22 protein-coding genes, 1 tRNA gene and 1 pseudogene are annotated in these 23,865 nt (G+C 69.4%); 13 read left to right on the forward strand and 11 right to left on the reverse strand.

Going from position 1 to position 23,865, the window contains the following annotated elements; all coding sequences use genetic code 11:
- The coding region (locus tag E2651_RS22630; protein ID WP_135333024.1) for an SUKH-3 domain-containing protein at positions 1-477 on the forward strand (477 nt) is incomplete at its 5' end.
- 84 nt (positions 478-561) lie between these two features.
- On the opposite strand, the gene E2651_RS22635 is transcribed toward E2651_RS22630, so the two are convergent.
- The gene (locus E2651_RS22635; protein WP_135333025.1) at positions 562-1,887 is read right to left on the reverse strand and encodes a histidine kinase; all 1,326 of its coding nucleotides are present in this window, start codon (positions 1,885-1,887) and stop codon (positions 562-564) included.
- A 269-nt stretch (positions 1,888-2,156) separates the two neighbouring features.
- Between E2651_RS22635 and E2651_RS22640 the strand changes: the two genes are divergently transcribed.
- From E2651_RS22640 to E2651_RS22665, 6 genes are all read left to right on the forward strand, one after another.
- Positions 2,157-2,228, forward strand: a tRNA-Gln gene (locus tag E2651_RS22640).
- 118 nt (positions 2,229-2,346) lie between these two features.
- Positions 2,347-3,795 carry a bifunctional UDP-N-acetylglucosamine diphosphorylase/glucosamine-1-phosphate N-acetyltransferase GlmU gene (gene glmU / locus E2651_RS22645; protein WP_135333026.1) on the forward strand — a complete coding sequence of 483 codons (1,449 nt, stop codon included), beginning with the start codon at positions 2,347-2,349 and terminating at the stop codon, positions 3,793-3,795.
- Positions 3,796-3,911: 116 nt separating this feature from the next.
- The gene (locus E2651_RS22650) at positions 3,912-4,889 is read left to right on the forward strand and encodes a ribose-phosphate diphosphokinase (RefSeq protein WP_135333027.1); all 978 of its coding nucleotides are present in this window, start codon (positions 3,912-3,914) and stop codon (positions 4,887-4,889) included.
- Between the two features lie 222 nt (positions 4,890-5,111).
- The gene (locus E2651_RS22655; protein ID WP_135333028.1) at positions 5,112-5,705 is read left to right on the forward strand and encodes a 50S ribosomal protein L25/general stress protein Ctc; all 594 of its coding nucleotides are present in this window, start codon (positions 5,112-5,114) and stop codon (positions 5,703-5,705) included.
- A gap of 112 nt (positions 5,706-5,817) precedes the next feature.
- Entirely contained in the window at positions 5,818-6,420 is a 603-nt protein-coding gene (gene pth / locus E2651_RS22660) for an aminoacyl-tRNA hydrolase (RefSeq protein WP_135333029.1), read from the forward strand.
- A gap of 66 nt (positions 6,421-6,486) precedes the next feature.
- On the forward strand, positions 6,487-6,948 hold the full coding sequence (locus E2651_RS22665; RefSeq protein WP_209446219.1) for a hypothetical protein: 462 nt from the start codon (positions 6,487-6,489) through the stop codon (positions 6,946-6,948).
- Positions 6,949-7,084: 136 nt separating this feature from the next.
- Here the strand turns inward: E2651_RS22665 and ppc are convergent, their stop codons facing one another.
- On the reverse strand, positions 7,085-9,820 hold the full coding sequence (ppc, locus tag E2651_RS22670) for a phosphoenolpyruvate carboxylase (protein WP_135333030.1): 2,736 nt from the start codon (positions 9,818-9,820) through the stop codon (positions 7,085-7,087).
- 296 nt (positions 9,821-10,116) lie between these two features.
- Here ppc and E2651_RS22675 point away from each other — a divergent pair, with 296 nt between their 5' ends.
- Both E2651_RS22675 and E2651_RS22680 read left to right on the forward strand, forming a co-directional pair.
- A complete protein-coding gene (locus E2651_RS22675) occupies positions 10,117-11,121 on the forward strand; it encodes a fatty acid desaturase (RefSeq protein ID WP_135333031.1) in 1,005 nt (334 codons plus the stop codon).
- Complete coding sequence (locus tag E2651_RS22680; protein WP_135333032.1) at positions 11,118-11,804, forward strand: TetR/AcrR family transcriptional regulator; 687 nt, start codon at positions 11,118-11,120, stop codon at positions 11,802-11,804. The genes E2651_RS22675 and E2651_RS22680 overlap by 4 nt, the downstream gene beginning before the upstream one ends.
- A 40-nt stretch (positions 11,805-11,844) precedes the next feature.
- On the opposite strand, the pseudogene E2651_RS22685 reads toward E2651_RS22680, so the two are convergent.
- Positions 11,845-12,102, reverse strand: a pseudogene (locus E2651_RS22685) (VOC family protein).
- Positions 12,103-12,104: 2 nt separating this feature from the next.
- Positions 12,105-12,956, reverse strand: coding sequence for a trans-aconitate 2-methyltransferase (locus E2651_RS22690; RefSeq protein ID WP_135333033.1), 852 nt, complete (start codon positions 12,954-12,956; stop codon positions 12,105-12,107).
- A 110-nt stretch (positions 12,957-13,066) separates the two neighbouring features.
- Between E2651_RS22690 and tamR the strand changes: the two genes are divergently transcribed.
- Positions 13,067-13,564 (forward strand): MarR family transcriptional regulator TamR, encoded by a 498-nt coding sequence (tamR, locus tag E2651_RS22695; RefSeq protein ID WP_135333034.1) that lies wholly within the window; start codon positions 13,067-13,069, stop codon positions 13,562-13,564.
- Here the strand turns inward: tamR and E2651_RS22700 are convergent.
- Positions 13,523-14,299: a response regulator transcription factor gene (locus tag E2651_RS22700; protein ID WP_135333035.1), complete on the reverse strand. Its 777-nt coding sequence runs from the start codon at positions 14,297-14,299 to the stop codon at positions 13,523-13,525. The two genes, tamR and E2651_RS22700, sit on opposite strands and share 42 nt — an antisense overlap.
- 263 nt (positions 14,300-14,562) lie before the next feature.
- On the opposite strand from E2651_RS22700, the gene E2651_RS22705 reads away from it, so the two are divergent.
- On the forward strand, positions 14,563-15,030 hold the full coding sequence (locus E2651_RS22705) for a GNAT family N-acetyltransferase (protein ID WP_135333043.1): 468 nt from the start codon (positions 14,563-14,565) through the stop codon (positions 15,028-15,030).
- Here E2651_RS22705 and E2651_RS22710 read toward each other — a convergent pair.
- The 4 genes from E2651_RS22710 to galT all read right to left on the reverse strand — a co-directional run bounded on the left by E2651_RS22710 (position 15,017) and on the right by galT (position 19,006).
- Positions 15,017-15,661: a Uma2 family endonuclease gene (locus tag E2651_RS22710; protein ID WP_135333044.1), complete on the reverse strand. Its 645-nt coding sequence runs from the start codon at positions 15,659-15,661 to the stop codon at positions 15,017-15,019. The two genes, E2651_RS22705 and E2651_RS22710, sit on opposite strands and share 14 nt — an antisense overlap.
- Before the next feature lie 131 nt (positions 15,662-15,792).
- Positions 15,793-16,959, reverse strand: coding sequence for a galactokinase (galK, locus tag E2651_RS22715; RefSeq protein WP_135333036.1), 1,167 nt, complete (start codon positions 16,957-16,959; stop codon positions 15,793-15,795).
- Between the two features lie 17 nt (positions 16,960-16,976).
- A complete protein-coding gene (galE, locus tag E2651_RS22720; protein WP_135333037.1) occupies positions 16,977-17,933 on the reverse strand; it encodes a UDP-glucose 4-epimerase GalE in 957 nt (318 codons plus the stop codon).
- Complete coding sequence (galT, locus tag E2651_RS22725) at positions 17,930-19,006, reverse strand: galactose-1-phosphate uridylyltransferase (RefSeq protein ID WP_135333038.1); 1,077 nt, start codon at positions 19,004-19,006, stop codon at positions 17,930-17,932. Before galT ends, galE begins: the two co-directional genes overlap by 4 nt.
- A 248-nt stretch (positions 19,007-19,254) precedes the next feature.
- On the opposite strand from galT, the gene E2651_RS22730 reads away from it, so the two are divergent.
- A complete protein-coding gene (locus tag E2651_RS22730) occupies positions 19,255-20,937 on the forward strand; it encodes a sodium:solute symporter family protein (RefSeq protein WP_135333039.1) in 1,683 nt (560 codons plus the stop codon).
- A gap of 24 nt (positions 20,938-20,961) precedes the next feature.
- Entirely contained in the window at positions 20,962-21,243 is a 282-nt protein-coding gene (locus E2651_RS22735; RefSeq protein ID WP_135333040.1) for a hypothetical protein, read from the forward strand.
- 22 nt (positions 21,244-21,265) lie between these two features.
- On the opposite strand, the gene E2651_RS22740 is transcribed toward E2651_RS22735, so the two are convergent.
- Entirely contained in the window at positions 21,266-21,991 is a 726-nt protein-coding gene (locus E2651_RS22740) for a LuxR C-terminal-related transcriptional regulator (protein WP_135333041.1), read from the reverse strand.
- Positions 21,992-22,260: 269 nt separating this feature from the next.
- The coding region (locus E2651_RS22745) for a PQQ-binding-like beta-propeller repeat protein (RefSeq protein ID WP_245239105.1) at positions 22,261-23,865 on the reverse strand (1,605 nt) is incomplete at its 5' end.

Here is a 23,865-nt window from a genome sequence, read left to right on the forward strand (position 1 = left end):
GCCAACCCCCGCTTCCCCGTCCCCGTCGACGCAGCCCTGCGCGCGGCAGGCTGGCGCCCCGGACGCTGGGACATAAAACAGGCAGAAATCTGGGCCGACGTACTGCGCAGCCACACCTCACCCGCCGGCCACCGGCACACCGTCTTCCCCGCGGCAGTCGAGGCCTGGGCGGAATTCGGCGGCCTCCACATCACCCCACAGGGCCCCGGCCGCCAGATAGCCCCCGCCGCCATGCACCTCGACCCCCTGTACGGCCTCCACATGGCCCGCACCCTGGGAGACCTCGGCCGCGCCCTGGACTCCGAGGTCTGCCCCATCGGCGAGGAAACGGAAACCCAGGCCCTGCTGGCCATCGACGCGGAGGGCCGCGTGTACTCCCTCGACCACAGCGGCGACTGGTACCTCGGGGCTCATATCGACCAAGCGCTCGCCACCCTCCTGTCGGGCACCCAGCCGGAACGCCTCACGGCGGGCTGAGCCGAGCGCTCCGCGGGGAGTGCCGTTGTTCGCCTGCCGCGCCGTCGTAGCTGGTCGCGCAGTTCCCCGCGCCCCTATGGGGCGCTAAGCCCCAGCCGGCAGCACCGCCGACACCCGGAAACCACCCGCGTCCGTCGGCCCCGACACGAACACCCCACCCAGCGCGGTGACCCGCTCCTTCATCCCCACAAGCCCATTCCCCCCACTCGGCAGCCGGGCGTCCACGGGACCCGCCTCCGGCGGCGGCTCGTTCTCGACCTGCATCGCGATCTCCGCACCGCGATGCGCGAGCCGCACATACGTCTTCGCGCCCGCCGCGTGCTTGTGCACGTTCGTCAACGCCTCCTGCACCACGCGATACGCCGTCTGCTCCACCTCGGCGGCGTACGCACGCGACTCCCCCTCCACGGACAGATCCACCGCCATCCCCGCCGCACGGGACTGCCCCACCAGCTCGTCCAGCTCCGCCAGACACGGCCCGTCCTCATCCACCGCACGCGAGGCGGCAGCCGCCGCGGCGAACCCCACCGCGGCCAACGGCACCGCATCGGACGCCGACACACGCCGCTGGACGCCGGAAACCGCCCCCGACTCCCCCGTACGCAGCACCCCGAGCATCTCCCGCAACTCCGTCAACGCCTGCCGCCCCATGTCACCGACCAGCGCGGCATTCTTGACGGCCTTCTCAGGATCTTTCCGGGCCACAGCCTGCAACGCGGCGGCATGCACCACCATCAGACTCACCCGATGCGCGACAACGTCATGCATCTCCCGCGCGATCCGCGTCCGCTCCTCATTACGCGCCCACTCGGCCCGCTCCTCGGCCCGCTCGGCCAGCAGTTGAAGCTCCCGCTCCAGACTGTCGGCACGCTCCCGCAGACTCTCCATGAGCCGCCGCCGCGCCCCCACGTACAACCCGAGCAGAATCGGCGGCGCGGTCACACCGATCGAGGTCATGATCGCGATGAACGGTATGAACCCCTCCGCGAACCCCAGATCCCCGCTCTCCATGTCCTGCCGCGTCCGCACCAACGTCACGATGAGCGTCCCCACCAGCGACATCCCCGCGAGCGACCCGATGATCCGCCGCGGCAGCTCGGACGCGGCCAGCGAATAGAGCCCCACGATGGTCAGCAGAATCCCCATCTGGGCAGGCGTGATCGCGATCGAGACCAGCACCACCGCGATCGGCCACCGCCGCCGCAGCACCAACGACGCCCCGGCCACGGCCCCGAAGGCCACGCCGACCGGCGCCGGAATCCCCGTATCCCCCGAAAACGTGATCCCCTCGGCCCCGCACTCCGCCGCCGAAGCCAGCGCGAGCCCCACATCAAGCGCGGCACTGCGCCTCCGCTCCCACCACCACGGCCCGGTCACGGCCGCCCTGTGGCTCTCCCCCGTCGTGGTCATGCCTTCCAGCCTACGGGCGCGAAGCCCTCCTTTTCCGGCGAGTTTTACGCGCGGTGATCCAGCACACCCCTCGTTCGAGAAGAAGCGAAACCCGCCGGTATCCCTCGAACTACTGAATCGCTCACCATTTCGAACCGGACGCCTTCATTCCGGACAGGGGTTGCCGCATGAGCACTGATCGCTACCGTCGCACGGAAGGGGCTTGGTACGGCATAGTGTTGGGTGCCGAATCGGCGACCTGACTGGATGTCCGGTTTAGGCCGCTTCAATCCCCCGTGGTGTAATTGGCAGCACTGTGGCTTTTGGTGCCATCTGTCCGGGTTCGAGTCCTGGCGGGGGAGCTTGCTCGGTTCGGGTCCTGACTGTCGCAGTCAGGACCCGCCCTCATTTCCGCCCCACAACGCCCCGGTATCCTGCGGATGTCCACCCCCCGCACATTCGAAGCCGAAGGGCACCCCCGTGAGCGCCAACAGCCCGGCAGCCGTCGTCGTCCTCGCAGCGGGTGAGGGCACCCGTATGAAGTCGGCCACCCCCAAGGTCCTGCATGAGATCTGTGGGCGTTCCCTCATCGGGCACGTGCTCGAAGCCGCGTACGCGTTGAGCCCGCAGCGGCTCGTCACCGTCGTCGGGTTCGCCAGGGAGCAGGTCACCGGTCACCTCGAGGTGATCGCACCCGACGTCCGCACCGCCTACCAGAGCGAGCAGAACGGCACGGGTCACGCGGTCCGTATCGGGCTCGAGGAGCTCGGTGGTTCCGTGGACGGGACCGTGATCGTCGTCTGTGGGGACACTCCGCTGCTGACCGGCGCCACCCTGCAGAAGCTGGCCGCGACGCACACCGCCGACGGCAACGCCGTCACCGTGCTGACCGCCGAGGTGCCGGACGCGACCGGTTACGGGCGGATCGTGCGGGACGGCGAGAGCGGTGCCGTGACCGCGATCGTCGAGCACAAGGACGCCACGGACGCGCAGCGCGCGATCCGGGAGATCAACTCCGGGGTGTTCGCGTTCGACGGGGAGCTGCTCGCCGACGCGCTCGGCAAGGTGCGGACGGACAACAGTCAGGGTGAGGAGTACCTGACGGACGTCCTCGGCATCCTGCGGGAGGCCGGGCACCGGGTCGGGGCGTCCGTCGCCGCCGATCACCAGGAGATCGCGGGGATCAACAATCGCGTACAACTGGCGGAGGCGCGGCGCACGTTGAACGAGCGGCTGCTGACGGAGGCCATGCTGGCCGGTGTGTCGGTGGTCGACCCCGCGTCGACGTGGTTCGACGCGACGGTGACGTACGAGCAGGACGCGATCGTGCATCCGGGTACGCAGTTGCAGGGTGCGACGCACCTGGGTGAGGGTGCCGAGGTCGGGCCCAACTCGCGGCTGAAGGACACCCGTGTCGGCGCCGGTGCGCGCGTCGACAACACGGTCTCCGACAGCGCCGAGATCGGGGCGCAGGCGAGTGTCGGTCCGTTCGCGTATCTGCGGCCGGGGACGCGGCTTGGTGTGAAGGCCAAGGCGGGTACGTATGTGGAGATGAAGAACGCGACGATCGGTGACGGTTCGAAGGTGCCGCATCTGTCGTACGTGGGCGACGCGACGATCGGTGAGTACTCCAACATCGGTGCGGCGAGCGTCTTTGTGAATTACGACGGTGAGGCGAAGCACCACACGACGGTGGGGTCGCACTGCCGGACCGGTTCGGACAACATGTTTGTGGCTCCTGTCACGGTCGGGGACGGCGCCTACACCGCCGCCGGGTCTGTGATCACGAAGGATGTGCCGCCCGGTTCGTTGGCCGTGGCGCGGGGCCAGCAGCGGAATATCGAGGGCTGGGTGGCTCGTAAGCGTCCGGGGAGCGCGGCTGCGAAGGCGGCGGAGGCGGCGTCCCGGAAGCCGGACGGCGAAAGCTGACCGGAAACCGGTGCGTCTGACACGGCGTACCGTGATAGGTGCACACATTCGGCCGACTCGTCGCATCGGGACGCGTGAGTACGGCAGCGGGAAGAACTCTCTGAGGAGACAGTGCTGTGACCGGGATCAAGACGACCGGCGAGAAGAAGTTGATGCTCTTCTCCGGCCGCGCCCACCCCGAGTTGGCCGAGGAGGTCGCACACAAGCTGGGTGTCGGCATCGTGCCGACGAAGGCTTTCGATTTCGCCAATGGCGAGATCTACGTGCGGTACCAGGAGTCGGCTCGTGGCGCGGACTGCTTCTTGATCCAGAGCCACACGGCTCCGATCAACAAGTGGATCATGGAGCAGCTGATCATGATCGACGCGCTGAAGCGCGCGTCGGCCCGCTCCATCACGGTGATCGTGCCGTTCTACGGCTACGCCCGCCAGGACAAGAAGCACCGCGGTCGTGAGCCGATCTCGGCCCGTCTGGTCGCGGACCTGATGAAGACCGCGGGTGCGGACCGCATCCTCACGGTCGACCTGCACACGGACCAGATCCAGGGCTTCTTCGACGGCCCGGTCGACCACCTCTTCGCGCTGCCGGTCCTCGCGGACTACGTGGGCGCGAAGGTCGACCGCTCGAAGCTGACCGTGGTCTCCCCCGACGCCGGCCGCGTGCGCGTCGCCGACCGCTGGTGCGACCGTCTGGGCGCGCCGCTGGCGATCGTCCACAAGCGCCGTGACAAGGACGTCGCGAACCAGGTCACCGTGCACGAGGTGGTCGGTGACGTGAAGGGCCGCGTCTGTGTCCTGGTCGACGACATGATCGACACGGGTGGCACGATCTGCGCCGCCGCCGACGCGCTGTTCGCGCACGGTGCGGAGGACGTCATCGTGACGGCGACGCACGGTGTGCTGTCCGGTCCGGCCGCGGACCGTCTGAAGAACTCCAAGGTGAGCGAGTTCGTCTTCACGGACACGCTGCCCGACCCGGGCGACCTGGAGCTCGACAAGATCACGGTGCTCTCGATCGCGCCGACGATCGCGAACGCGGTGCGTGAGGTCTTCGAGGACGGTTCGGTGACGAGCCTCTTCGAGGAGCAGGCGTAAGACCTCAAGAGCCTTGAGGATCTTGCTGTAGAGATCCACTTTGGGTGCGGCCTTCCCGCCGGGTAGACTCACTGAGTTGCTCGGCGAGGGAGGCCGCACACGCTTCTGATGAAGCACAGTGTGTGGCGGTCCGTTATCGACGCGCTCTTCGTAGCAGGCCAGTAGTCGTATGGCCGGGTAACCGCCCCCATTTCGACACACCTGACAAACGAGGAGTGCACCATGGCTGAGATCAAGATCGCCGCCGAGACCCGCACCGAGTTCGGCAAGGGCGCCGCCCGCCGCATCCGCCGCGAGTCCAAGGTTCCGGCCGTTGTCTACGGTCACGGCGCCGACCCGGTCCACATCACCCTTCCGGGCCACGAGCTGCACCTCGCGCTGCGTCAGGCGAACGTCCTGCTCTCCCTGGACATCGACGGCAAGACCCAGCTCGCGATCCCGAAGGCCGTCCAGCGTGACGCCATCAAGGGCTTCCTCGAGCACGTCGACCTGCTGCTCGTCCGTCAGGGCGAGAAGGTCAACGTCGACATCTACGTGCACACCGAGGGCGAGCTCGCCCCGGGCGGCAACCTGCTCGAGCACGTGCTGAACGCGCTGCCCGTCGAGGCCGAGGCCACGCACATCCCGGAGTCGGTCACCGTCTCCATCGCCGGTCTCGAGGCCGGTGCGACCATCCTCGCCAAGGACATCCCGCTGCCCGCCGGCACCACCCTGAACGTCGAGGACGACGTCGTGGTCCTGCAGGTCCTGGCCGCGCAGGCCGAGGAGGCCCCCGAGGCCGCCGAGGGCGAGGCCCCCGAGGCCGCCGAGGCCTGAGCCTCACCCCGGCGCTCGACCGAGCTCGACTGACAACCGCCGCCCCGCGCTCCGTGCGCGGGGCGGCGGTTGGGTTATGCGGAGGGCTTATGAAGAGAGCTATGAAGGAGACATGCAGATGACGACGGATCCCAGCGCCCCGTGGCTGATCGTGGGTCTGGGCAATCCAGGCCCTGGTTACGCGATGAACCGGCACAACGTGGGCTTCATGGTGGCCGACCTCCTCGCGGACCGGATCGGCGGCACGTTCAAGCGTGCGGGCCGGGCGCAGGCTCAGGTGCTTGAGGGCCGGATCGGTCCGGTGGGCCCGGCGAACCGCCGTGTGGTCCTGGCGAAGCCGATGTCGTACATGAACGTCTCGGGCGCTCCGGTGACGGCGCTGCGCGACTTCTACAAGGTGCCGGTGGCGAACATCGTCGCGGTCCACGACGAGCTGGACATCGACTACGGCACGCTGCGGCTGAAGCTGGGCGGTGGCGACAACGGCCACAACGGTCTGAAGTCGATGACGAAGGCGATGAGCTCGGACTATCACCGGGTGCGGTTCGGGATCGGGCGTCCGCCGGGGCGGATGCAGGTCGCGGACTTCGTGCTGAAGGACTTCTCCTCGGCGGAGCGCAAGGAGCTGGACTACTTCGTGGACCGGGCGGCCGATGCGGTCCAGGCGCTGGTCATCGAGGGTCTGGAGCGGGCGCAGAGCGCGTACAACTCCTGAGGCCGTCGGGGTCCCGTTCCCGGCGAGTGTTGACTGAGCGCAGCCATATGGCCAAGGATCGCCGCCATGAACGCGCTGCTTCTCGGACGCCGTACGGCTATGGGTGGGCTCGCGGTGCTGCTTCTCGTCGCCGGGATCTGGGCGTCCTGGGGCACCGCGCAGCACGTGATGCTCACGGGTGAGCGGGAGCGCGGGACGATGACGGTCTCGCGGTGCGACGACGAGGAGTGCGTGGGGTCGTACGCTCCTGGATCCGCCGGTTCCAAGGCGCGTGAGCGGGTGGTGATCAACCGCTCGATCGCGGAGAAGAAGGGTGCGCGGATCCCGGTGGCCGTGAAGCCGGGCACCTCGGAGGTCGTCCGCGCGGGCGGCCCCGGCTTCCTCCACGCCTGGCTCCCGCTGGGCGGTGCGTTGCTGCTTTCGGCGGTGGTGGTGGCGGGCGGCCTGCGCCTGCGCCGCGTGGCGTGGGCGCTGGCCTTGGCGGGCGGGGCGCTGCTGACGGCGTCGTACGTGACGTTGGCGTTCTAGGCGGTCCTGCCGAAGTCCGCTGCGGCCTGGCAGCGCCCCGAAGGGGCGCGGGGAACTGCGCGACCAGCCACGACGCACTCGCAGACGGCAAAGGGCCCCGCACCAACCATGGCGCGGGGCCCCGGGACCAGAGGCCTCAGCCCGTGTTACGCAGTCCTGCTGCCACACCGTTGACGGTCAGGAGCAAGGCGCGGCCCAGCAGAGGATCCGCCTCCTCGCCGGCGGCGGCCGCGTCCCGCTGCCGCTTCAGGAGCGCGACCTGGAGGTACGAGATCGGGTCCAGGTAGGCGTCGCGGATCGCGAACGTCTGCTGGAGCGCCGGGTGCGAACCCAGCAGTTCCTCGCCGCCGGTGATCCGCAGGACCTCCGCCACCGTCAGCGCGTGCTCCGCCTCGATCATCTCGAAGACGTGCTTGAGCTCGTCGGGGACGAGCGTGTCCACGTAGTGGCGGGCGATCCGCAGGTCCGTCTTCGCCAGGGTCATCTCCACGTTCGAGATGAAGTTCTGGAAGAAGTGCCAGTGCTCCTGCATCTCGCCGAGCACGGTGTCCAGACCGGTCTCACGCAGCGCCTTCAGGCCCGAGCCGACGCCGAACCAGCCCGGCACGATCTGCCGCGACTGCGTCCAGCCGAAGACCCACGGGATGGCGCGCAGGCCGTCGAGCGAAACGCCCGAGCCGGGGCGGCGGGAGGGCCGGGAGCCGAGGTGCAGGTCGGCGAGCTGGTCGACCGGCGTCGACGCGAGGAAGTACGTCGGCAGGTCCGGGTCCTCGACGAGCCGCCGGTAGGCGGAGTGCGCGGCGTCGGAGACGACGTCCATCGCCGCGTCCCAGCGGGCGAGCGCCTCGTCGGACTGGCGGGGGGCCGTGTGCAGCGCGGAGGCCTGCAGCGTCGCGGCCACGGTCAGCTCGAGGTTCTCCCGCGCCAGCGAAGGCACGAGGTACTTGTCGGAGATGACCTCACCCTGCTCGGTCACCTTGATCTCGCCCTCGAGCGTGCCCCAGGGCTGCGCGAGGATCGCGTCGTGCGACGGGCCGCCGCCACGGCCGACGGTGCCGCCACGGCCGTGGAAGAGCCGCAGACGTACGCCGTAGCGGTGCGCGACATCACGCAGCCTCCGCTGAGCCCGGTGGATCTCCCACTGCGAGGTGGTGATGCCGCCGAACTTGGAGGAGTCCGAGTAGCCGAGCATGACCTCCTGGACGTCGCCGCGGAGGGCGACCAGGCGGCGGTACGACGGGTCGGCGAGCATCTCGTCGAGGATGACGTCGGCGGCGCGCAGCTCGTCCGTGGTCTCCAGGAGCGGCACGATGCCGATCTTCGCCCAGCCGGCGTGCAGGTCGACGAGGCCCGCCTCGCGTGCGAGGACGGCGGCCGCGAAGACGTCGTCGGCACCCTGGCACATCGAGATGATGTACGACTCGATGACCTCGGGCCCGAAGACCTCCAGGGCCTTCTTGACGGTGAGGAAGACGCCGAGGGTCTTCTCACCGGCCGCGTCGAGCGGCGCCGGGGACGGCGCGAGCGGACGCCGCGACCTGAGTTCCTTGGCGAGCAGCTTCTGCCGGTACTCGCGCGGCATGTCCGCGTACCGCCAGGACTCCTCGCCGAGGCGGTCGAAGAGCTGCCCGAGCGCGTGGTGATGGGCGTCGGCGTGCTCGCGTACGTCCATGGTGGCGAGCTGCAGGCCGAACGCGGCGAGCGTACGGATCGTACGGTTCATCCGGCCGTCGGCGAAGAGGCCGCCCTTGTGCTCGCGCAGCGAGGTCTGGACGAGGGTGAGGTCGTGCAGGAGCTCACCGGTGCCGAGGTAGTCGCGCCCCGGTTCGTGGGCGGTGCCGCGGGCCAGGCGCTGCTTGGTGTTCTCCAGCTTCTGCCGGATGCAGGTGGCCTTGAGCCGGTAGGGCTCCTCGGCGTTGAGCCGCTTGTAGCGGGGGCTGATCTCGGGCAGCCGCTCCAGGTCGAGCTGGAGGGAGGCCTTCAGCTCCTCGGTGGCTCCGGTGTAGCGGATGGAGTTGGAGAGGAAGCCGCGCAGCTCGTCGACGAGCTCGAGGGCGTCGTTGATGCCGTGCTCGTGCTGGAGGATCAGGACGTCCCAGGTGACCTGGGGAGTCACGTTCGGGTTGCCGTCGCGGTCGCCGCCGATCCAGGTGCCGAAGGTGAGCGGCCGGGTGCCCTCGGGCAGCTCGACGCCGACGCGCTCCAGTTCAGCGGTGAGGTCTTCCAGTACGTCCCCGACGGCGCCGGCGTGCAGCTCGTCCAGGTAGTAGATGGCGTTGCGGGCCTCGTCGGCGGGCTCGGGGCGGACGACGCGCAGCTCGTCGGTCTGCCACACCAGGTCGATGTTCTCGGCGAGCCGGGTGTCGTGGCGGCGCCGGTCGGCCTCGATGACCGGGGTCTCGAGGAGCGCGGCGACCCGGCGCAGCTTGTTGAGGACGGAGCGGCGGGCGGCCTCGGTGGGGTGCGCGGTGAAGACGGGCCGCACGTTCAGGTGCTGCACGGTCTGGCGCAGGTGCTCGGGGTCGGCGTCCTTGAGGCGGTCGGCCGTGCGGGACAGGAGTCCGCCCTCGGCGGCCCGGCGGGCGCGCAGCTCGCGGCCTCGGTGGACCTGCTCGGTCACGTTCGCCAGATGGAAGTACGTGGAGAAGGCGCGGACCAGCTTGGCCGCTGTCTCCAGCTCCGTGCCGCCGAGGAGGCGGGCGGCGGCCTCGCCGTCCTCGCGGGTCAGGCGGCGGACCTTTTCGACCAGTTCGAGGAGCTCGGGACCCTCCTGACGGACGAGGGTCTCGCCCAGCAGATCGCCGAGGCGCCGGATGTCGGCGCGCAGTTCGGTGCTGGCTGTGGTGTTCGTCTGGTCGTCGGCACTGCTCACAGATGCGGCTCCTTGCAGTGTTGAAGCACGTCAGTACTGGGAGGGGTCCCGGGCCGGATAGGAATCCGTGTTCCGGGGGAAAGAGAGAGCGGACCGCGCTGTCCGACCGATTCCAAGGATAGGTGTCACTTCGCGGCACGGGCTCGCGGCCTCTTGCCGCCGCGTTCCGCGCTGCCATACTTACGACGCCGTAGGTTACGGGACCGTAGGAACGACGGGAGCGCACGGCTGTGTGCACCCCGCGCCCGCTGTGACCGTTGTAACCCTCAACCCTCGACCCCACAGGGGACGTGCCCATGACCCCATCTTCCGATGCGTACTCCGACACCGATGTGATCGACGACGCTCCACGAGCCGACTCGGACGCCGCTCCTCTGCCATCGGCGACACTCGGCGGTGAGCAGAAGCGCTCACTCGAACAGATCACGCTGCTCCTGTTCATCACCGTCCCGTTCCTGGCGCTGGTCGCGGCGGTGCCGCTGGCCTGGGGCTGGGGGGTGAGCTGGCTGGACCTCGGCCTGCTCGTCTTCATGTACTACCTGGGCTGCCACGGCATCACGATCGGGTTCCACCGCTACTTCACGCACGGTTCCTTCAAGGCGAAGCGTCCGTTGCGGATCGCGCTGGCGGTCGCGGGGTCGATGGCGGTGGAGGGCCCACTGGTCCGCTGGGTCGCGGACCACCGCAAACACCACAAATTCTCGGACGCGGAGGGTGACCCGCACTCCCCCTGGCGCTTCGGCGAAACCGTCCCCGCCCTGATGAAGGGCCTGTGGTGGGCGCACATCGGCTGGATGTTCGATGAGGAGCAGACGCCGCAGGACAAGTACGCACCGGACCTGATCAAGGACCCGGCACTGCGCCGCATCTCCCGCCAGTTCTTGTTGTGGACGATCGTGTCGCTCGCGATCCCGCCGCTGGTGGGCGGCCTGGTGACGATGTCGTGGTGGGGCGCTTTCACGGCCTTCTTCTGGGGCTCTCTCGTCCGCGTGGCCCTCCTCCACCACGTCACGTGGTCGATCAACTCGATCTGCCACGCGGTGGGCAAGCGCCCGTTCAAGTCGCGCGACCGCTCGGGCAACGTGTGGTGGCTCGCGGTCCTGTCCTGCGGTGAGTCCTGGCACAACCTGCACCACGCCGACCCGACGTCGGCACGGCACGGCGTACTGAAGGGCCAGCTGGACTCCTCCGCCCGGATCATCCGCTGGTGCGAGCAGCTGGGCTGGGCGACGGACGTGCGCTGGCCTTCGGAGTCCCGTATCGAGTCCCGCCGGAAGCCGAAGACCGTCGGCCCGGCATGATTGACGACGTGGCGACCGACTCCAGCAATTCCAGTCCTTCCGGCAAAGAGAAGCAGCCCCGGCGTGCCCGCCGTACCCGGATGACGGGTGCCGAGCGCCGGGAGCAGCTGCTGGACATCGGCCGTACGCTCTTCGCCGCCAAGGGCTTCGAGGGCACGTCGGTGGAGGAGATCGCCGCGAAGGCGGGCGTCTCCAAGCCGGTCGTGTACGAGCACTTCGGCGGCAAGGAGGGTCTGTACGCGGTGGTGGTGGACCGCGAGATGCGGGCACTGCTCGACGGTGTGACGGGCGCACTGACGGCAGGCCACCCGCGCGAGCTCTTGGAGCAAGCGGCCTTCGCCCTCCTCGACTACATCGAGACGTACACGGACGGCTTCCGCATCCTGGTCCGCGACTCGCCCGTCGCCCAGTCGACGGGCACCTTCGCGTCCCTCATCTCCGACATCGCGACGCAGGTGGAGGACATCCTCGGGCAGGAGTTCAAGACCCGCGGCTTCGACCAGAAACTGGCCCCGCTGTACGCCCAGGCACTGGTCGGCATGGTGGCGCTGACGGGCCAGTGGTGGCTGGACGTCCGCAAGCCGAAGAAGGCGGAGGTGGCGGCCCACCTGGTGAACCTGGCGTGGCACGGCCTGGACGGCCTTGAGCCGAAGCCGCGCCTGATAGGGCACCGCAAGAGCTAGCCGCGGAGGGGGCGGGGGTGTGCGCCCCCGCCCCCTCCGGTTACCCCGGTTCGAGGAACTCCAGGCGGTTGCCTGCCGGGTCGTAGGAGTAGAAGCGGCGGTGGCCCGGAAGGGCGTCGTCCCAGACGACGGCCGCACCCCGCGAAGCCAGCCGCTCGGCGTACGCCGAGATGTCCCGCACCCGCAGCCCGGGATGCGCTTTGCGTGCCGGGCGGAAGTCGGCCTCGACGTACTACGCCCGCAGCCCCGGCTCGCTGCCGGCCGGTGCGGCCAGCTGTACATGGTCGACGGCGATCAGCGTCACCTGGTGCGCCGCGCCACCGCGAACACCCTGCGGAACGGGAAGACCGTGCCGCCCGCCCCCGCCGGGTACGCCTTGCGGAGCAGTTCGGCGTACTCGGACAAGAACGCCTGCCTCGCCTCCGTGTCGTCCCCCAGCGCCGTCAGGACCGGGCGCAGGCCCGTTCCCTTCACCCAGTCGAGGACCGGGTCCTCGCCCTCCAGTAGGTGGAGGTAGGTCGTCTCCCAGGCGTCCACCTCGCAGCCCAGCGGGACGAGCCGTTCCAGGTATGCCGTCGGTGAGAGCACCGCGTCCGCGTGGCGGAGGTGGCCGCCGAGTCGGGCGCGCCAGCGGTCCGACTCGCTCAGTTCCCGCATCAGGACGTGGCTGGGGGCGTCGAAGTTGCCGGGGACCTGGAAGGCGAACGTGCCGCCGGGGGTGAGCGCCGCCACCCAGGCGGGGAAGGAGCCGGGGTGGCCCGGCACCCACTGGAGGGTGGCGTTGGAGAGGATCAGGTCGTACGTGCGCTCGGGCGGTGCCCAGTTCGTCGCGTCCGCCCGGGCGAAGTCGAGGCGGCCGCCGCCCGCCGTGGGGCCCGCGACGGCCTCGGCCCGCTCCAGCATCTGTGGGGAGTTGTCGAATCCGGTGATGTGCGCCGCGGGCCACCGCTCGGCCAGGAGCCGGGTCATGTTGCCGGGGCCGCAGCCGAGGTCCGCGATGCGGAGCGGGCGGTCGGGAGGGGAGGGGAGTTCTGGGACTCGGGTCAGCAGGTCGACGAAAGGGCGGGCGCGGTGGCCCGCGTGGCGCAGGTACTGCCCCGGATCCCAGGTGGGAGCGGCTGCGGCAGCAGGGGTGTTGGCGGCTGCGGACATCGGCGGGGCCTCCTGGATTCACGTGCCTCGGCGTCGTACCGCCATCCTCGACCCATAAGTATCTTGACGTCAAGAGACTTCATGTCGACAGACCCCCTACACTGATCGTCATGGAGGACGAGGTCGATCGGCTGGTCGCAGCGTGGCGCCGGGAGCGCCCTGACCTCGACGTGGAACCGCTCGAGGTACTCAGTCGCGTCAGCAGGCTCGCGCGGCATCTGGACCGGGCCCGGCGGCTCGCCTTCTCCGAGCACAGCCTCGAGCCCTGGGAGTTCGACGTACTGACGTCGCTGCGGCGCGCGGGCGCGCCCTATCAGCTCTCCCCCGGGCAGCTGCTCACGCAGACCCTGGTGACCTCCGGCACGATGACCAACCGCATCGACCGCCTCGCCAAGAAGGGCCTCGTCGAGCGGTTGCCCGATCCCAGCGACCGGCGCGGCGTGCTCGTGCGGCTCACCGAGGAGGGGCAGGACAGGGCCGACCAGGCGCTCGCCGGGCTCCTGGAGCAGGAGCGGGCCATCCTCGCCGAACTCTCGCGCGCACAGCGGGGCGAACTGGCCGCGCTGCTACGCCAGTTGACCGCCCCGTTCGACAACATCCCCGGCTAGGTCGACCGGTCCCACGCCCGCCCTGCGGGCCAGCGCGACGGCCGCGAGCGTGGAGTGCACGCCCAGCTTCCCCAGCACGTTCTGCATGTGCGTACGCACCGTGTGCGGGGAGAGGAAGAGGCGTTCGGCGACCGCCTTGCGGCCCAGGCCCGCCACCATGCACCGCAACACCTCGCGCTCGCGCGGCGTCAGGGACTCCACGAGGCGCTCGGACTCCGTGCGGTGCTTGCGCGCCGCGGTCAGCTCGCGCAGGACGCCGGTGAGCAGCGCGGGCGGCAGATGGGTCTCCTCCCGCAGCACCCCCCGGATGACGGTAAGCAGCCGGGACAGGGAGCAGTCCTTGGCGACCCAGCCCGACGCTCCCGCCTGCAGCGCGAGGGCGGCCCTGCGCGGGTCGTCCTTCTCCGCGAGCACGACCGTACGGACCATCGGCTGGCCCGAACGGACCCCGGCGACCAGAGAGATGCCGTCCACCAGACCGTCCGCGTTGCCGTCCTGCACCGAAGGCGCGGGCCGGACACCCTGCAGGGCGCTCGCGGACGCGCCGAGGTCGGCGTCGACGAGCAGCACGTCGTATCTGCGCCCCTCGGCGATCGCGCGCTCGAGGCAGCGCAGCGCGGCCGGGCCGCTGCCCGCCGCGGACACGTCGACGTCCGGCTCCGCCGCCAGAGCCGCGGCGAGCGACTCGGCGAAGATGCGGTGGTCGTCGACGACCAGGACTCGGATACGAACCACTGAAACCCCCTTCCCCAAGCTCTCCTCGGAGAGCAGGGGATACCCCAAAGCCGGAGGACTTACGGTGCGGGTACGGCGCCCGGAACGAGGGTCGACGCAGTCGCACGGCCGCCGCCGTGCTGTGACTGCTACCCCCATGCCGGGCGCCGTACCCGACTGTCTCGCCCCCTGAACGGTGCCGGCCCCCACCGGCACTGCCCTCAGAGTAGGGCCGGAGGGCAGGAGCGGAAGGTGATTTACAGAACTGATTGGCCAGCGCGTTTATGGTGAGCCGTATGTTTCGTATGGAGACAGGAGTCGACAAAGCGCGGTTCGCTCTGCTGCTGAACGGGCTCGAGGCCGCGAACGCGGCGGCGTCCCCGGCGCTCCGCGCGCTGCACGGCACCCCCCAGGATCGCGAAGTGCCGCTGGCCGTATGGGTCCTTGACCGAACGGATGCACTGGCCGGCGGCCTCGCCGGGCACACCTGGGGGCGCTGGCTCCATGTGAACCACCTCTGGGTCGCGGAGGGGTACCGGGGTGCGGGCCTGGGCGCGCGGCTGCTCGGCGAGGCGGAGCAGATCGCGCGTGAGGAGCGTGGCTGTCTCAACTCCCGTGTCGAGACATGGGACTTCCAGGCTCCCGGGTTCTACCGGGGGCAGGGGTACGAGGTGGTCTCGGTGATCCCCGACTACCCGGAGGGCGCAAAGGAGTTCACGCTGACGAAGAAGCTGTCCGTCACAGCTCTTTGAGCGCCTTCACGCTGATGTCGACGTCGATGTCGTACGGGACGGGGATCTTGAGCTGGTCGTGGTGGATGCCCGTGAGGACGTACGTCTTGGACAGCGGATCGAGTTCGTAGACCCGCACCACGGGGTGCTGGTTCGCGTCCGTCATCTCGACCAGCCAGAAGTTCGGGATCCCGGCGGCGGCATATTTGCGGGGCTTGGTGTCGCGATCGCGGGACTCCGAGTCGGGCGAGACGACCTCGACCGCGAGCAGGACGTCGGTGGCCGCGAACCTCGTCTGCTCCATACCGGTGACGGCTTCGGTGCGGACGAGGCTGATGTCGGGCTCGGGACCGTTGCGCGGGTCCAGTTCGACGGTCATCTCCCGTCGGACCTTGAGGGTCTCGGGGACCGTGCCACGCAGGCCGGTCACCAGAAGATCGGTCATAGTGCTGTGGAAATATCGCTGCGGACTTACGAAGACAAGGCTCCCGTCGATCAGCTCGGTGTGCGGCGGGAGGTCGGGCAGAGTGAACAGGTCGTTCACGGTGTACCCGTCCTGCGGCGGCACCGGCCAGCGGCAGCCCTGCTCGCGCTCGCGCTCGGGCTCAGGCTCGGGCTCGGGCTCGTGCGCTGCGATCGGCTCGGCGGTCATGGTTCCTCCCATGGACGGGATTCTCGGCCTGCCCCACAACGGTAACGGCCGGTTCCACTGATCGTCATCACAACGGGTGACCGGCCGCGGGCGCCCCGCAGGGAACCCACGGCCGGATCCGCACGGACCGATCACGCCACGCGCCGCGCCCCCGCCGAAGGCACCGCCGGGAACACCCGCGGTGCCGTGAAGCCCGCCGTCGCGAATGCCTCCAGGACGGACTTCGTGACCGACTCCGCGTCCGGCTCCTCCACCAGGACGATCGCCGAGCCGCCGAAGCCGCCGCCCGTCATCCGGGCGCCGATCGCACCGGAGGAGTTCGCGGTGGAGACGACCAGGTCCAACTCCTCGCAGGAGATGCGCAGATCGTCGCGGAGCGAGGCGTGGCCCTCGGTCAGGACGGGGCCGATCGCGCGTACGTCGCCCGCGTCGAGGAGGGCGATGACCCGCTCGACGCGGTGGTCGTCCGAGACGATGTGGCGGACGTAGCGGCGGATCTTCTCATCCGTCAATTCAGACAGAGCCGAAGGCAGTTCGGCATACGCGACGTCGCGCAGATGCGACACCCCGAGGATGCTCGCCCCCTCCTCGCAGCCCGCCCGCCGCTCGGCGTACGCACCGTCCCCCAGCTCGTGCTTGACCCGTGTGTCGACCACCAGGAGCCGCAGGCCCTGTGCGGCGAGGTCGAAGGGGATCTGACGTATCGACAGGTCCCGGCAGTCCAGGTGCAGGGCGTGTCCTGCCGTGGCGCACGCCGATGCCATCTGGTCCATGACACCGCAGGGGACGCCGACGAAGGCGTTCTCGGCGCGCTGGGCGAGGACCGCCAACTCGGGGCGGGACAGAGAGAGTTCGTACAGGTCGTTCAGGGCGAGGGCCGTCACGACCTCCAGGGCTGCCGACGAGGAGAGGCCCGCACCCGTCGGCACCGTCGAGGCCAGGTGGATGTCCGCGCCGCCGGCCACCGCGTGGCCCGCGTCCCGCAGCGCCCAGACCACGCCGGCCGGGTAGGCGGCCCAGCCGCCCTGCCCGGCCCCCCGGGCGGTCAGCGTCAAGGGGGTCAGCTCGTCGACGCGCAGTTCGGCCACCGGCGCGTCGATGTCCGCGGAGTGCAGGCGCAGGACGCCGTCCGTGCGGCGCGCCACCGCCGCCACCGCGGTGTGCGGCAGCGCGAGCGGCATCACGAAGCCCTCGTTGAAGTCGGTGTACTCGCCGATGAGGTTGACCCGGCCGGGTGCCGACCAGACGCCGTCGGGCGCGCATCCGTACAGCTCCGTGAACTGACCCGCTACATCCATGAGTTACCCCTCTACCCCTACTTGCGCTGGGCGAATGCCCACGCGTCGGCGACGATGCCCGCGAGGTCCGCGCGGGTCGGATTCCAGCCGAGCCGGTCCCGCGCGGTGGCCGCGGAGGCGACGAGGACCGCCGGGTCGCCGCCGCGGCGCGGGGCCATGACCTCGGGGATCGGGTGGCCGGTGACCTGGCGGACGGTTTCGATGACTTCCCGTACGGAGAAGCCGTTGCCGTTGCCGAGGTTGCAGATCAGGTGCTCGCCGGGGGTGGCCGCGTCGACCGCGAGGAGGTGCGCCTGGGCGAGGTCCGCGACGTGGATGTAGTCGCGGACGCAGGTGCCGTCGGGGGTCGGATAGTCGTCGCCGAAGACAGAGATCGCCTCGCGCTTGCCCGCCGCGACCTGGAGGACGAGGGGGATGAGGTGCGACTCGGGGTCGTGCCGCTCGCCGTAGGCGCCGTACGCGCCCGCCACGTTGAAGTAGCGCAGCGAGACCGCGCCCAGGCCGTGCGCCGCGGCCTCGCCCGTGATCATGTGGTCTACGGCGAGCTTCGACGCGCCGTAGGGGGACGTCGGAGCGGTCGGGTCCGTCTCCGTGATCGGGGTGCTGACCGGTTCGCCGTACGTCGCCGCCGTCGAGGAGAAGACCAGCTTGCGCACGCCCGCGTCGCGCATCGCGGCGAGCAGCGCCATGGTGCCGCCGACGTTGTTGTCCCAGTACTTCTCGGGCTTCACGACGGACTCGCCGACCTGTGAGAAGGCGGCGAAGTGAAGGACCGCGTCGTAGGAGGAGTCCAGCCACTTGGCGGCATCTCGGATGTCGCCCTCGATGAACTTCGCGCCCGCCGGGACGCCCTCGCGGAAGCCGGTGGAGAGGTTGTCGAGGACGGTCACCTCGTGCCCGGCCTCGATCAGATGCTGGGCCACCACACCGCCCACATAGCCCGCACCGCCGGTGACCAGGTACTTACCGCTCATGAACTCGCTACCTCTCGCAGTCGCTGGGCCGCGGCTTCCGGCGGCACGTCGTTGATGAACACACTCATGCCGGATTCGGAACCCGCGAGGAACTTCAGCTTGCCCGAAGTGCGGCGAATGGTGAAAAGCTCGAGGTGGAGCGCGAAGTCGTCCCGGTTGACCCCGTCATGTCCCTCCAGCGCGCCGAAGGGCGCCTGATGCCAGGCCGAGATGTAGGGCGTCAGCGCCTCACTCCGGGCCCCGCCTTCACCTTCGCCGAAGATCCGGTCGAAGCGCCTCAACAGTTCCAGATAGACCTGGGGGAATTCTGTGCGCGCGGCCTCGTCGAGCCCGAGCAGGTCCGGCACCCGGCGCTTGGGGTAGAGGTGCACCTCGTAGGGCCAGTGCGCGCTGTAGGGGACGAACGCGACCCAGTGCTCGGCGTCCAGGACCACCCGCTCCCCTGCCCGCTCGTCGGCGACGACGTCGTCGAAGAGGTTGCGGCCCGTCGCCTCCTTGTGCGCGGCGAGGGACCTCAGCATCAGTGACGTACGCGGAGTGGTGAAGGGATAGGCGTAGATCTGGCCGTGCGGGTGGCCGAGGGTCACGCCGATCTCGGCGCCGCGGTTCTCGAAGCAGAACACCTGCTCCACGGAGGGCAGGTGGGAGAGCTCGGCGGTCCGGTCCGTCCAGGCGTCCAGGACGAGTCCGGCCTGTTCCTCGGTGAGGTCGGCGAAGGACGCGTCGTGGTCGGAGGTGAAACAGACGACCTCGCAGCGGCCCGCGTCGCCGGCGAGCGAGGGGAAGCGGTTCTCGAAGACCGCGACGTCGTACGAGGAGTCGGGGATCTCGCTCAGCCTCTCGCCGTCGGAGGGGCAGAGCGGGCACTCGTCGGCCGGGGGGTGGTAGGTGCGGCCCTGGCGGTGCGAGGCGATGGCGACGGCGTCGCCGAGCAGCGGGTCGCGCCGGATCTCCGCTGTGGTGGAGATGGGGTCGAGCGGCCTGCGGTCCACAGCGTCACGCACCGCGTCGTCGCGCGAGTCGTAGTAGATGAGCTCACGACCGTCTGCGAGACGGGTCGAGGTCTTCTTCACGTCCAGGGCTCCTCACCAACACCCATCAAACATAACCGCACACAACAAACCACAAGGCAACAGCAACGTCAATGCCGCGGCGTGACCGGTCCAGCACGGGCTGGAACGGGTCGGCACGGGCCGGAACTGGGCGGAAGCTATGTGTCCGATCACAATCCAACAAAGAACACCAACAGAACTGTTCAGTTATTGAAGCAAGAGGCGTAGGTTCCGGTCTGATCCGTTCGCGCAACGAAGCGAGTTCACCTATGCAGTCCCCCACACAAACCCTGGCCGAGGGGCTTCGGCTGCCCACCAACGGCCTCGACTACGCGATCCTCGCGATCTACTTCGCGGTGGTCCTCGGCATCGGCTTCGCCGCCCGGCGCTCCGTGAAGACCAGCCTCGACTTCTTCCTCTCGGGCCGTTCGCTGCCCGCCTGGGTCACCGGTCTCGCCTTCGTCGCCGCGAACCTCGGCGCCACAGAGATCCTCGGCATGGCCGCGACCGGCGCCCAGTACGGCGTCGCGGTCGTGCACTGGTACTGGATCGGCGCCATTCCCGCGATGGTCTTCCTCGGCCTCGTGATGATGCCGTTCTACTACCGCTCCAAGGTCCGCTCGGTCCCGGAGTACCTGCTCCAGCGCTTCGACAAGTCGGCGCACCTGCTCAGCTCGGTGCTCTTCGCGTTCGCGGCGATACTCATCGCGGGCGTGAACCTCTACGCCCTGTCGATCGTCGTCGAGGCGCTGCTCGGCTGGCCGCAGTGGGTGGCGATCGTGGTCGCCGGGTTCTTCGTCCTGGCGTACATCACCATCGGCGGGCTCTCCTCGGCGATCTACAACGAGGTGCTCCAGTTCTTCGTGATCCTCGCCGCGCTGATCCCGATCTGCGTCATCGGCCTGAAGAAGGTCGGCGGCTGGGACGGCCTGAGCGGGTCGATCGAGAAGTCGCACGGCGAGAACTTCATGACCGCGTGGGGCGGCACCGGCATCGGTGACGCCAACCCGCTCGGCGCGAACTGGCTGACGATCATCCTCGGCCTCGGCTTCGTGCTCTCCTTCGGCTACTGGACGACGAACTTCGCCGAGGTGCAGCGCGCCCTGTCCGCGAAGAACCTCTCCGCCGCCCAGCGCACCCCGCTGATCGCCGCCTTCCCGAAGATCTTCATCGTCTTCCTGGTGATGATCCCGGGCCTGGTCGCCGCCGTACTCGTCCCGAAGATCGGCACGGCGGGGTCGGATCTGACGTACAACGACGCGATCCCGTACCTGATGCAGGAGTTGCTGCCCAACGGCGTGCTCGGCATCGCGGTGACCGGTCTGCTCGCCGCGTTCATGGCGGGCATGGCGGCGAACGTCTCGTCCTTCAACACCGTGTTCACGTACGACATCTGGGCCAAGTACGTGAAGACGGACAAGCCCGACGGCTACTACCTGAAGTTCGGCCGGCTGATCACGGCGATCGGTGTCCTCGCCTCCATCGGCACGGCCTTCATCGCCTCGTCGTTCTCGAACATCATGGGGTACCTGCAGACGCTGTTCTCCTTCTTCAACGTCCCGATGTTCGTGGTCTTCATCATCGGCATGTTCTGGAAGCGCGCCTCCGTGAAGTCCGGCGTGTGGGGCCTGATCGCGGGCACGACCGCCGCGATGGTCAACTACTTCTGGATCTACAAGCAGGGCGTCATCGACATCCCGACCGACCAGGGCGCCAACTTCGTCTCGGCGATCGTCGGCTTCGTCGCCGGTGCCGTGGTGATGGTCGTCGTCACGCTCTTCACCGCGCCCAAGCCGGAGGCCGAGCTGGCCGGTCTGGTGTACGGGACGACCGCGCCGGACCTGGAGGAGCCGCCCGCCGAGGGCGACGACGCCTGGTACCGCAAGCCCGCGCTGCTCGGCTGGGGAGCGATCGTGCTCGCCGCGGCCTGCTACCTGCCGTACTCGCTCTAACCCCGATCGGAGGTCCGGAAGAACATGTCTGAACTGCGAAACGAAGTCTCCGAGCTGGAGCGCAAGTCCGCCACGGCGGCCCGTCTCTTCGACATCCGGCGCATCATCGGCGGCCTGTTCGTCGTGTACGGGGTCATCGTGACCATCGCCGGGATCTCACCGTCCGACGCCGACATGGACAAGGCGGAGGGCATCAACATCAACCTGTGGACGGGCCTCGCCATGCTGGCGCTCGGGCTCTTCTTCCTCGGCTGGCTGTGGCTGCGCCCCTCGGTGCCGCCCGCCCAGGAGCCGGAGGACGAGTAACACCCCTGGCCGGGGCCCGAGTTCACTGTGGCGGTGACTCGGGCTCCGTCGGCTTCTCCACATCGTCGTCATAGGCCGGCACCGGCCGTTCAGCCCGGTCCAGGAGTCCGGTCCGCGCTGCGAGCGCCGCGGCCTCGAGCCGGGACCCGACGCCCAGTTTCATCAGGACCCGCTGCACATGCGTCCGCGCGGTGCTCGGCGCGATGCCCATCCCGGCCGCGATCAGACGGGTGTCCTCGCCGTCCGCGACCCGCACCAGGACCTCGACCTCGCGCGGCGTCAGCATCTGAAGGAGGCGCTGCCCCTCGTCGTCGGGCTGCGCGGCCGGGTTCAGGAGCTCGCTGAACGCGCCCTGGAGCAGCTGCGGGGCGACGGCCGCCTCGCCCGCTCTCGCCTTCATGATGGCCCGCTCGACGCCTTCGATGCGCTCGTCATGGCGTACGTACCCGGAGGCGCCCGCGGCGAACGCCGCCGCGATGCCGCGCGGGCTCGGCACCGGGCCGAGCACCACCACCGCGACCTGCGGCCGCTCCCGCTTGATCTTCACCACCGGGTCGAACATGCCGGCCTCGGCGGGCGTCGCCGTGCCGAGGAGGCAGACCTCGGGGGCCCGGCTGATGACCAGTTCCGCCGCACCCGCGGCGGGCGCCGCCGCGGCGAGCACCCGGTGCCCGCGCAGTTTCAGCGCCGAGGCGAGCGCCTCGGCGAGCAGTCGGTGATCGTCGACCACCATGAGCCGCACACCCATAGAGCAACCCCCCAATTTCCCCCACTGATCCCCCACGGATCGAGGGCCCCCCGGCCCCGCACCCACTCATCCCCCGGGAAGCTACACGCTTGTTCGACGTTGCGCGCCCCCTACCGGCGAGAAGCGGCCCGTAATGCGGAAATCCCGGCCATGAGCGGGTGATTCGGGGTACGTGCGTACGGAAGCCGCGCACGGGAATGCGGAACGGCCCCGCTCCACAAGGGGAACGGGGCCGTCCGGTACTGCGAGCCGAGTACTGACCTGCGGAGTTACTCCGCCACGAAACCCAGCGCCGTGTACTCCTTCTCGTCCTTCGAGTACGGCTTGCTGATCAGTTCCTTGCCCAGGAACAGCTTGCCGTCGCCGTAAAGGAGTTCGTTCGACTTCGGGACCATGCCGCTGATCGCGCTGCCGACGGCCTCGGCCGCCGGGGTCTCCAGGAGCTTGGTCTCCTTCATCGTCTTGCCGTTGATGGAGACGATCTGGGAGCCCTTGTTGTAGCCGCCGTCCTTGTACGCCAGGATGTTGCCGCCGTCCATCCGGATCGGGAACATCTCGCCGTCCTCGCCCGCGTCGGCGCGGTCGCCGGTGGTCTTACCCGTCTTCAGCGAGAACGAGATGATCTCGTTGGTCTGGCTGTATCCGTCACCGCCGCCGTCGTGCTGGCGGGTCGGGACGTACAGCTTGTCGTTGCCGACGGCGATCGAGCTGCAGTCGTGGACGACGTTGACCTCGCAGTTGTGGTCGTACTTGCCGTCGGGCAGCGAGATCTTGGCGCGCAGCTTGCCCTGGTCGTCGATCGAGAAGACGTCCGTGGCGCCGCTGGAGGTGATCTCCTGGGTGTCCTGGCCGAAGACCACCGGGCTCGTCGAGATGATCTTGGCGTTGTCGACGCCCGGCGTCACCGGGTAGCTCCACTGGGCCTTGCCGGTCGACGAGTCGAGAAGCTCGACGCTCAGCTTCTCGTCGCCGTAGTCACCGCACTGACGCACCGCGACGAGCTGCTCGCCGCCCGCGTAGCCCTCGTCCTGGCACTTGCTGCCCACCTCCGGCTCCCACAGGTGATCGCCCGAGGCCGCCTTGAAGGCGGCGCCGCCGGCGCTGGTGCCGACCGCGACCGTGCTGCCGCTGATGGTGAGCTCCTCGACGCGCGCCGCCGAGCTGCCCTCCTTGACCTGCTCCGTCCAGAGCAGCTCGCCGGACTTCAGGTCGATCGCGGAGATCTTCGAGCAGGTCTCGTGGTCGCCCGACTTGTTCCGCTTGCCCTCTTCGTACGCGACCGCGGCGACGCCGTCCTTGGTGACCTCGGGCGAGCCAGCGCAGGTCTGGCCGTCGAGCGGCCGGGTCCACAGCTCCTTGCCGGTGGCCGAGTCATAGCCGACGATCTTGTTGACGCCCGCCTTGGCGTAGACGCCTTCGGTGAGCCAGGAGCCCTTGATGCTCCAGACGTCGTCCTTGGGCACCTCGGGCTGCGGGAGCTGCATGACGATCTTGCCCGCGGTGTTGGCCGGGACCTTCTCCTTGCCCGGACCGCCCTCGGCCGCGCCACCGCCGCCCTTCTTCTCCCCTTCGCCGCCCTTGCCGCCCTTGCCGCCGGACGAGCCCTCGGAGCTGGCCTCGGTCTCGTCCTTCGAAGTGGTGGCGTAGAAGACACCGCCGCCGACGATCAGGGCGATCGCGACCACCGCGCCGATGATGATCTTCATCTGGCTGGTGAGGCCGCCGCCGCCCGAGCCACCGGTGCCGCCGGCCTGCGGGGCCATCGGCATGGTCGGGGGCTGCTGCTGGTAGGCGCCGTACGGAGGCTGCTGCCCATAGGGCTGACCCGGCTGCCCCGGGTAGCCGTAGCCCTGGGGCTGGCCGGGGGGCGGGGT

Origin of the sequence: Streptomyces sp. MZ04, from assembly GCF_004684775.1 — a bacterium.
In the GTDB taxonomy this organism is placed as follows: domain Bacteria; phylum Actinomycetota; class Actinomycetes; order Streptomycetales; family Streptomycetaceae; genus Streptomyces.

Bases quoted from the DNA above. Each gene is read 5' to 3' on its own strand.
- E2651_RS22705 (WP_135333043.1), top strand. From the start codon at position 14,563: ATGGTGAGCCGTATGTTTCGTATGGAGACAGGAGTCGACAAAGCGCGG.
- E2651_RS22740 (WP_135333041.1), bottom strand. From the start codon at position 21,991: ATGGGTGTGCGGCTCATGGTGGTCGACGATCACCGACTGCTCGCCGAG.
- galE (WP_135333037.1), bottom strand. From the start codon at position 17,933: ATGAGCGGTAAGTACCTGGTCACCGGCGGTGCGGGCTATGTGGGCGGT.
- tamR (WP_135333034.1), top strand. From the start codon at position 13,067: ATGGAGGACGAGGTCGATCGGCTGGTCGCAGCGTGGCGCCGGGAGCGC.
- E2651_RS22675 (WP_135333031.1), top strand. From the start codon at position 10,117: ATGACCCCATCTTCCGATGCGTACTCCGACACCGATGTGATCGACGAC.
- pth (WP_135333029.1), top strand. From the start codon at position 5,818: ATGCAGATGACGACGGATCCCAGCGCCCCGTGGCTGATCGTGGGTCTG.
- E2651_RS22710 (WP_135333044.1), bottom strand. From the start codon at position 15,661: ATGACCGCCGAGCCGATCGCAGCGCACGAGCCCGAGCCCGAGCCTGAG.
- E2651_RS22635 (WP_135333025.1), bottom strand. From the start codon at position 1,887: ATGACCACGACGGGGGAGAGCCACAGGGCGGCCGTGACCGGGCCGTGG.
- E2651_RS22730 (WP_135333039.1), top strand. From the start codon at position 19,255: ATGCAGTCCCCCACACAAACCCTGGCCGAGGGGCTTCGGCTGCCCACC.
- E2651_RS22665 (WP_209446219.1), top strand. From the start codon at position 6,487: ATGAACGCGCTGCTTCTCGGACGCCGTACGGCTATGGGTGGGCTCGCG.
- E2651_RS22680 (WP_135333032.1), top strand. From the start codon at position 11,118: ATGATTGACGACGTGGCGACCGACTCCAGCAATTCCAGTCCTTCCGGC.
- E2651_RS22655 (WP_135333028.1), top strand. From the start codon at position 5,112: ATGGCTGAGATCAAGATCGCCGCCGAGACCCGCACCGAGTTCGGCAAG.
- E2651_RS22690 (WP_135333033.1), bottom strand. From the start codon at position 12,956: ATGTCCGCAGCCGCCAACACCCCTGCTGCCGCAGCCGCTCCCACCTGG.
- E2651_RS22735 (WP_135333040.1), top strand. From the start codon at position 20,962: ATGTCTGAACTGCGAAACGAAGTCTCCGAGCTGGAGCGCAAGTCCGCC.
- galK (WP_135333036.1), bottom strand. From the start codon at position 16,959: ATGGATGTAGCGGGTCAGTTCACGGAGCTGTACGGATGCGCGCCCGAC.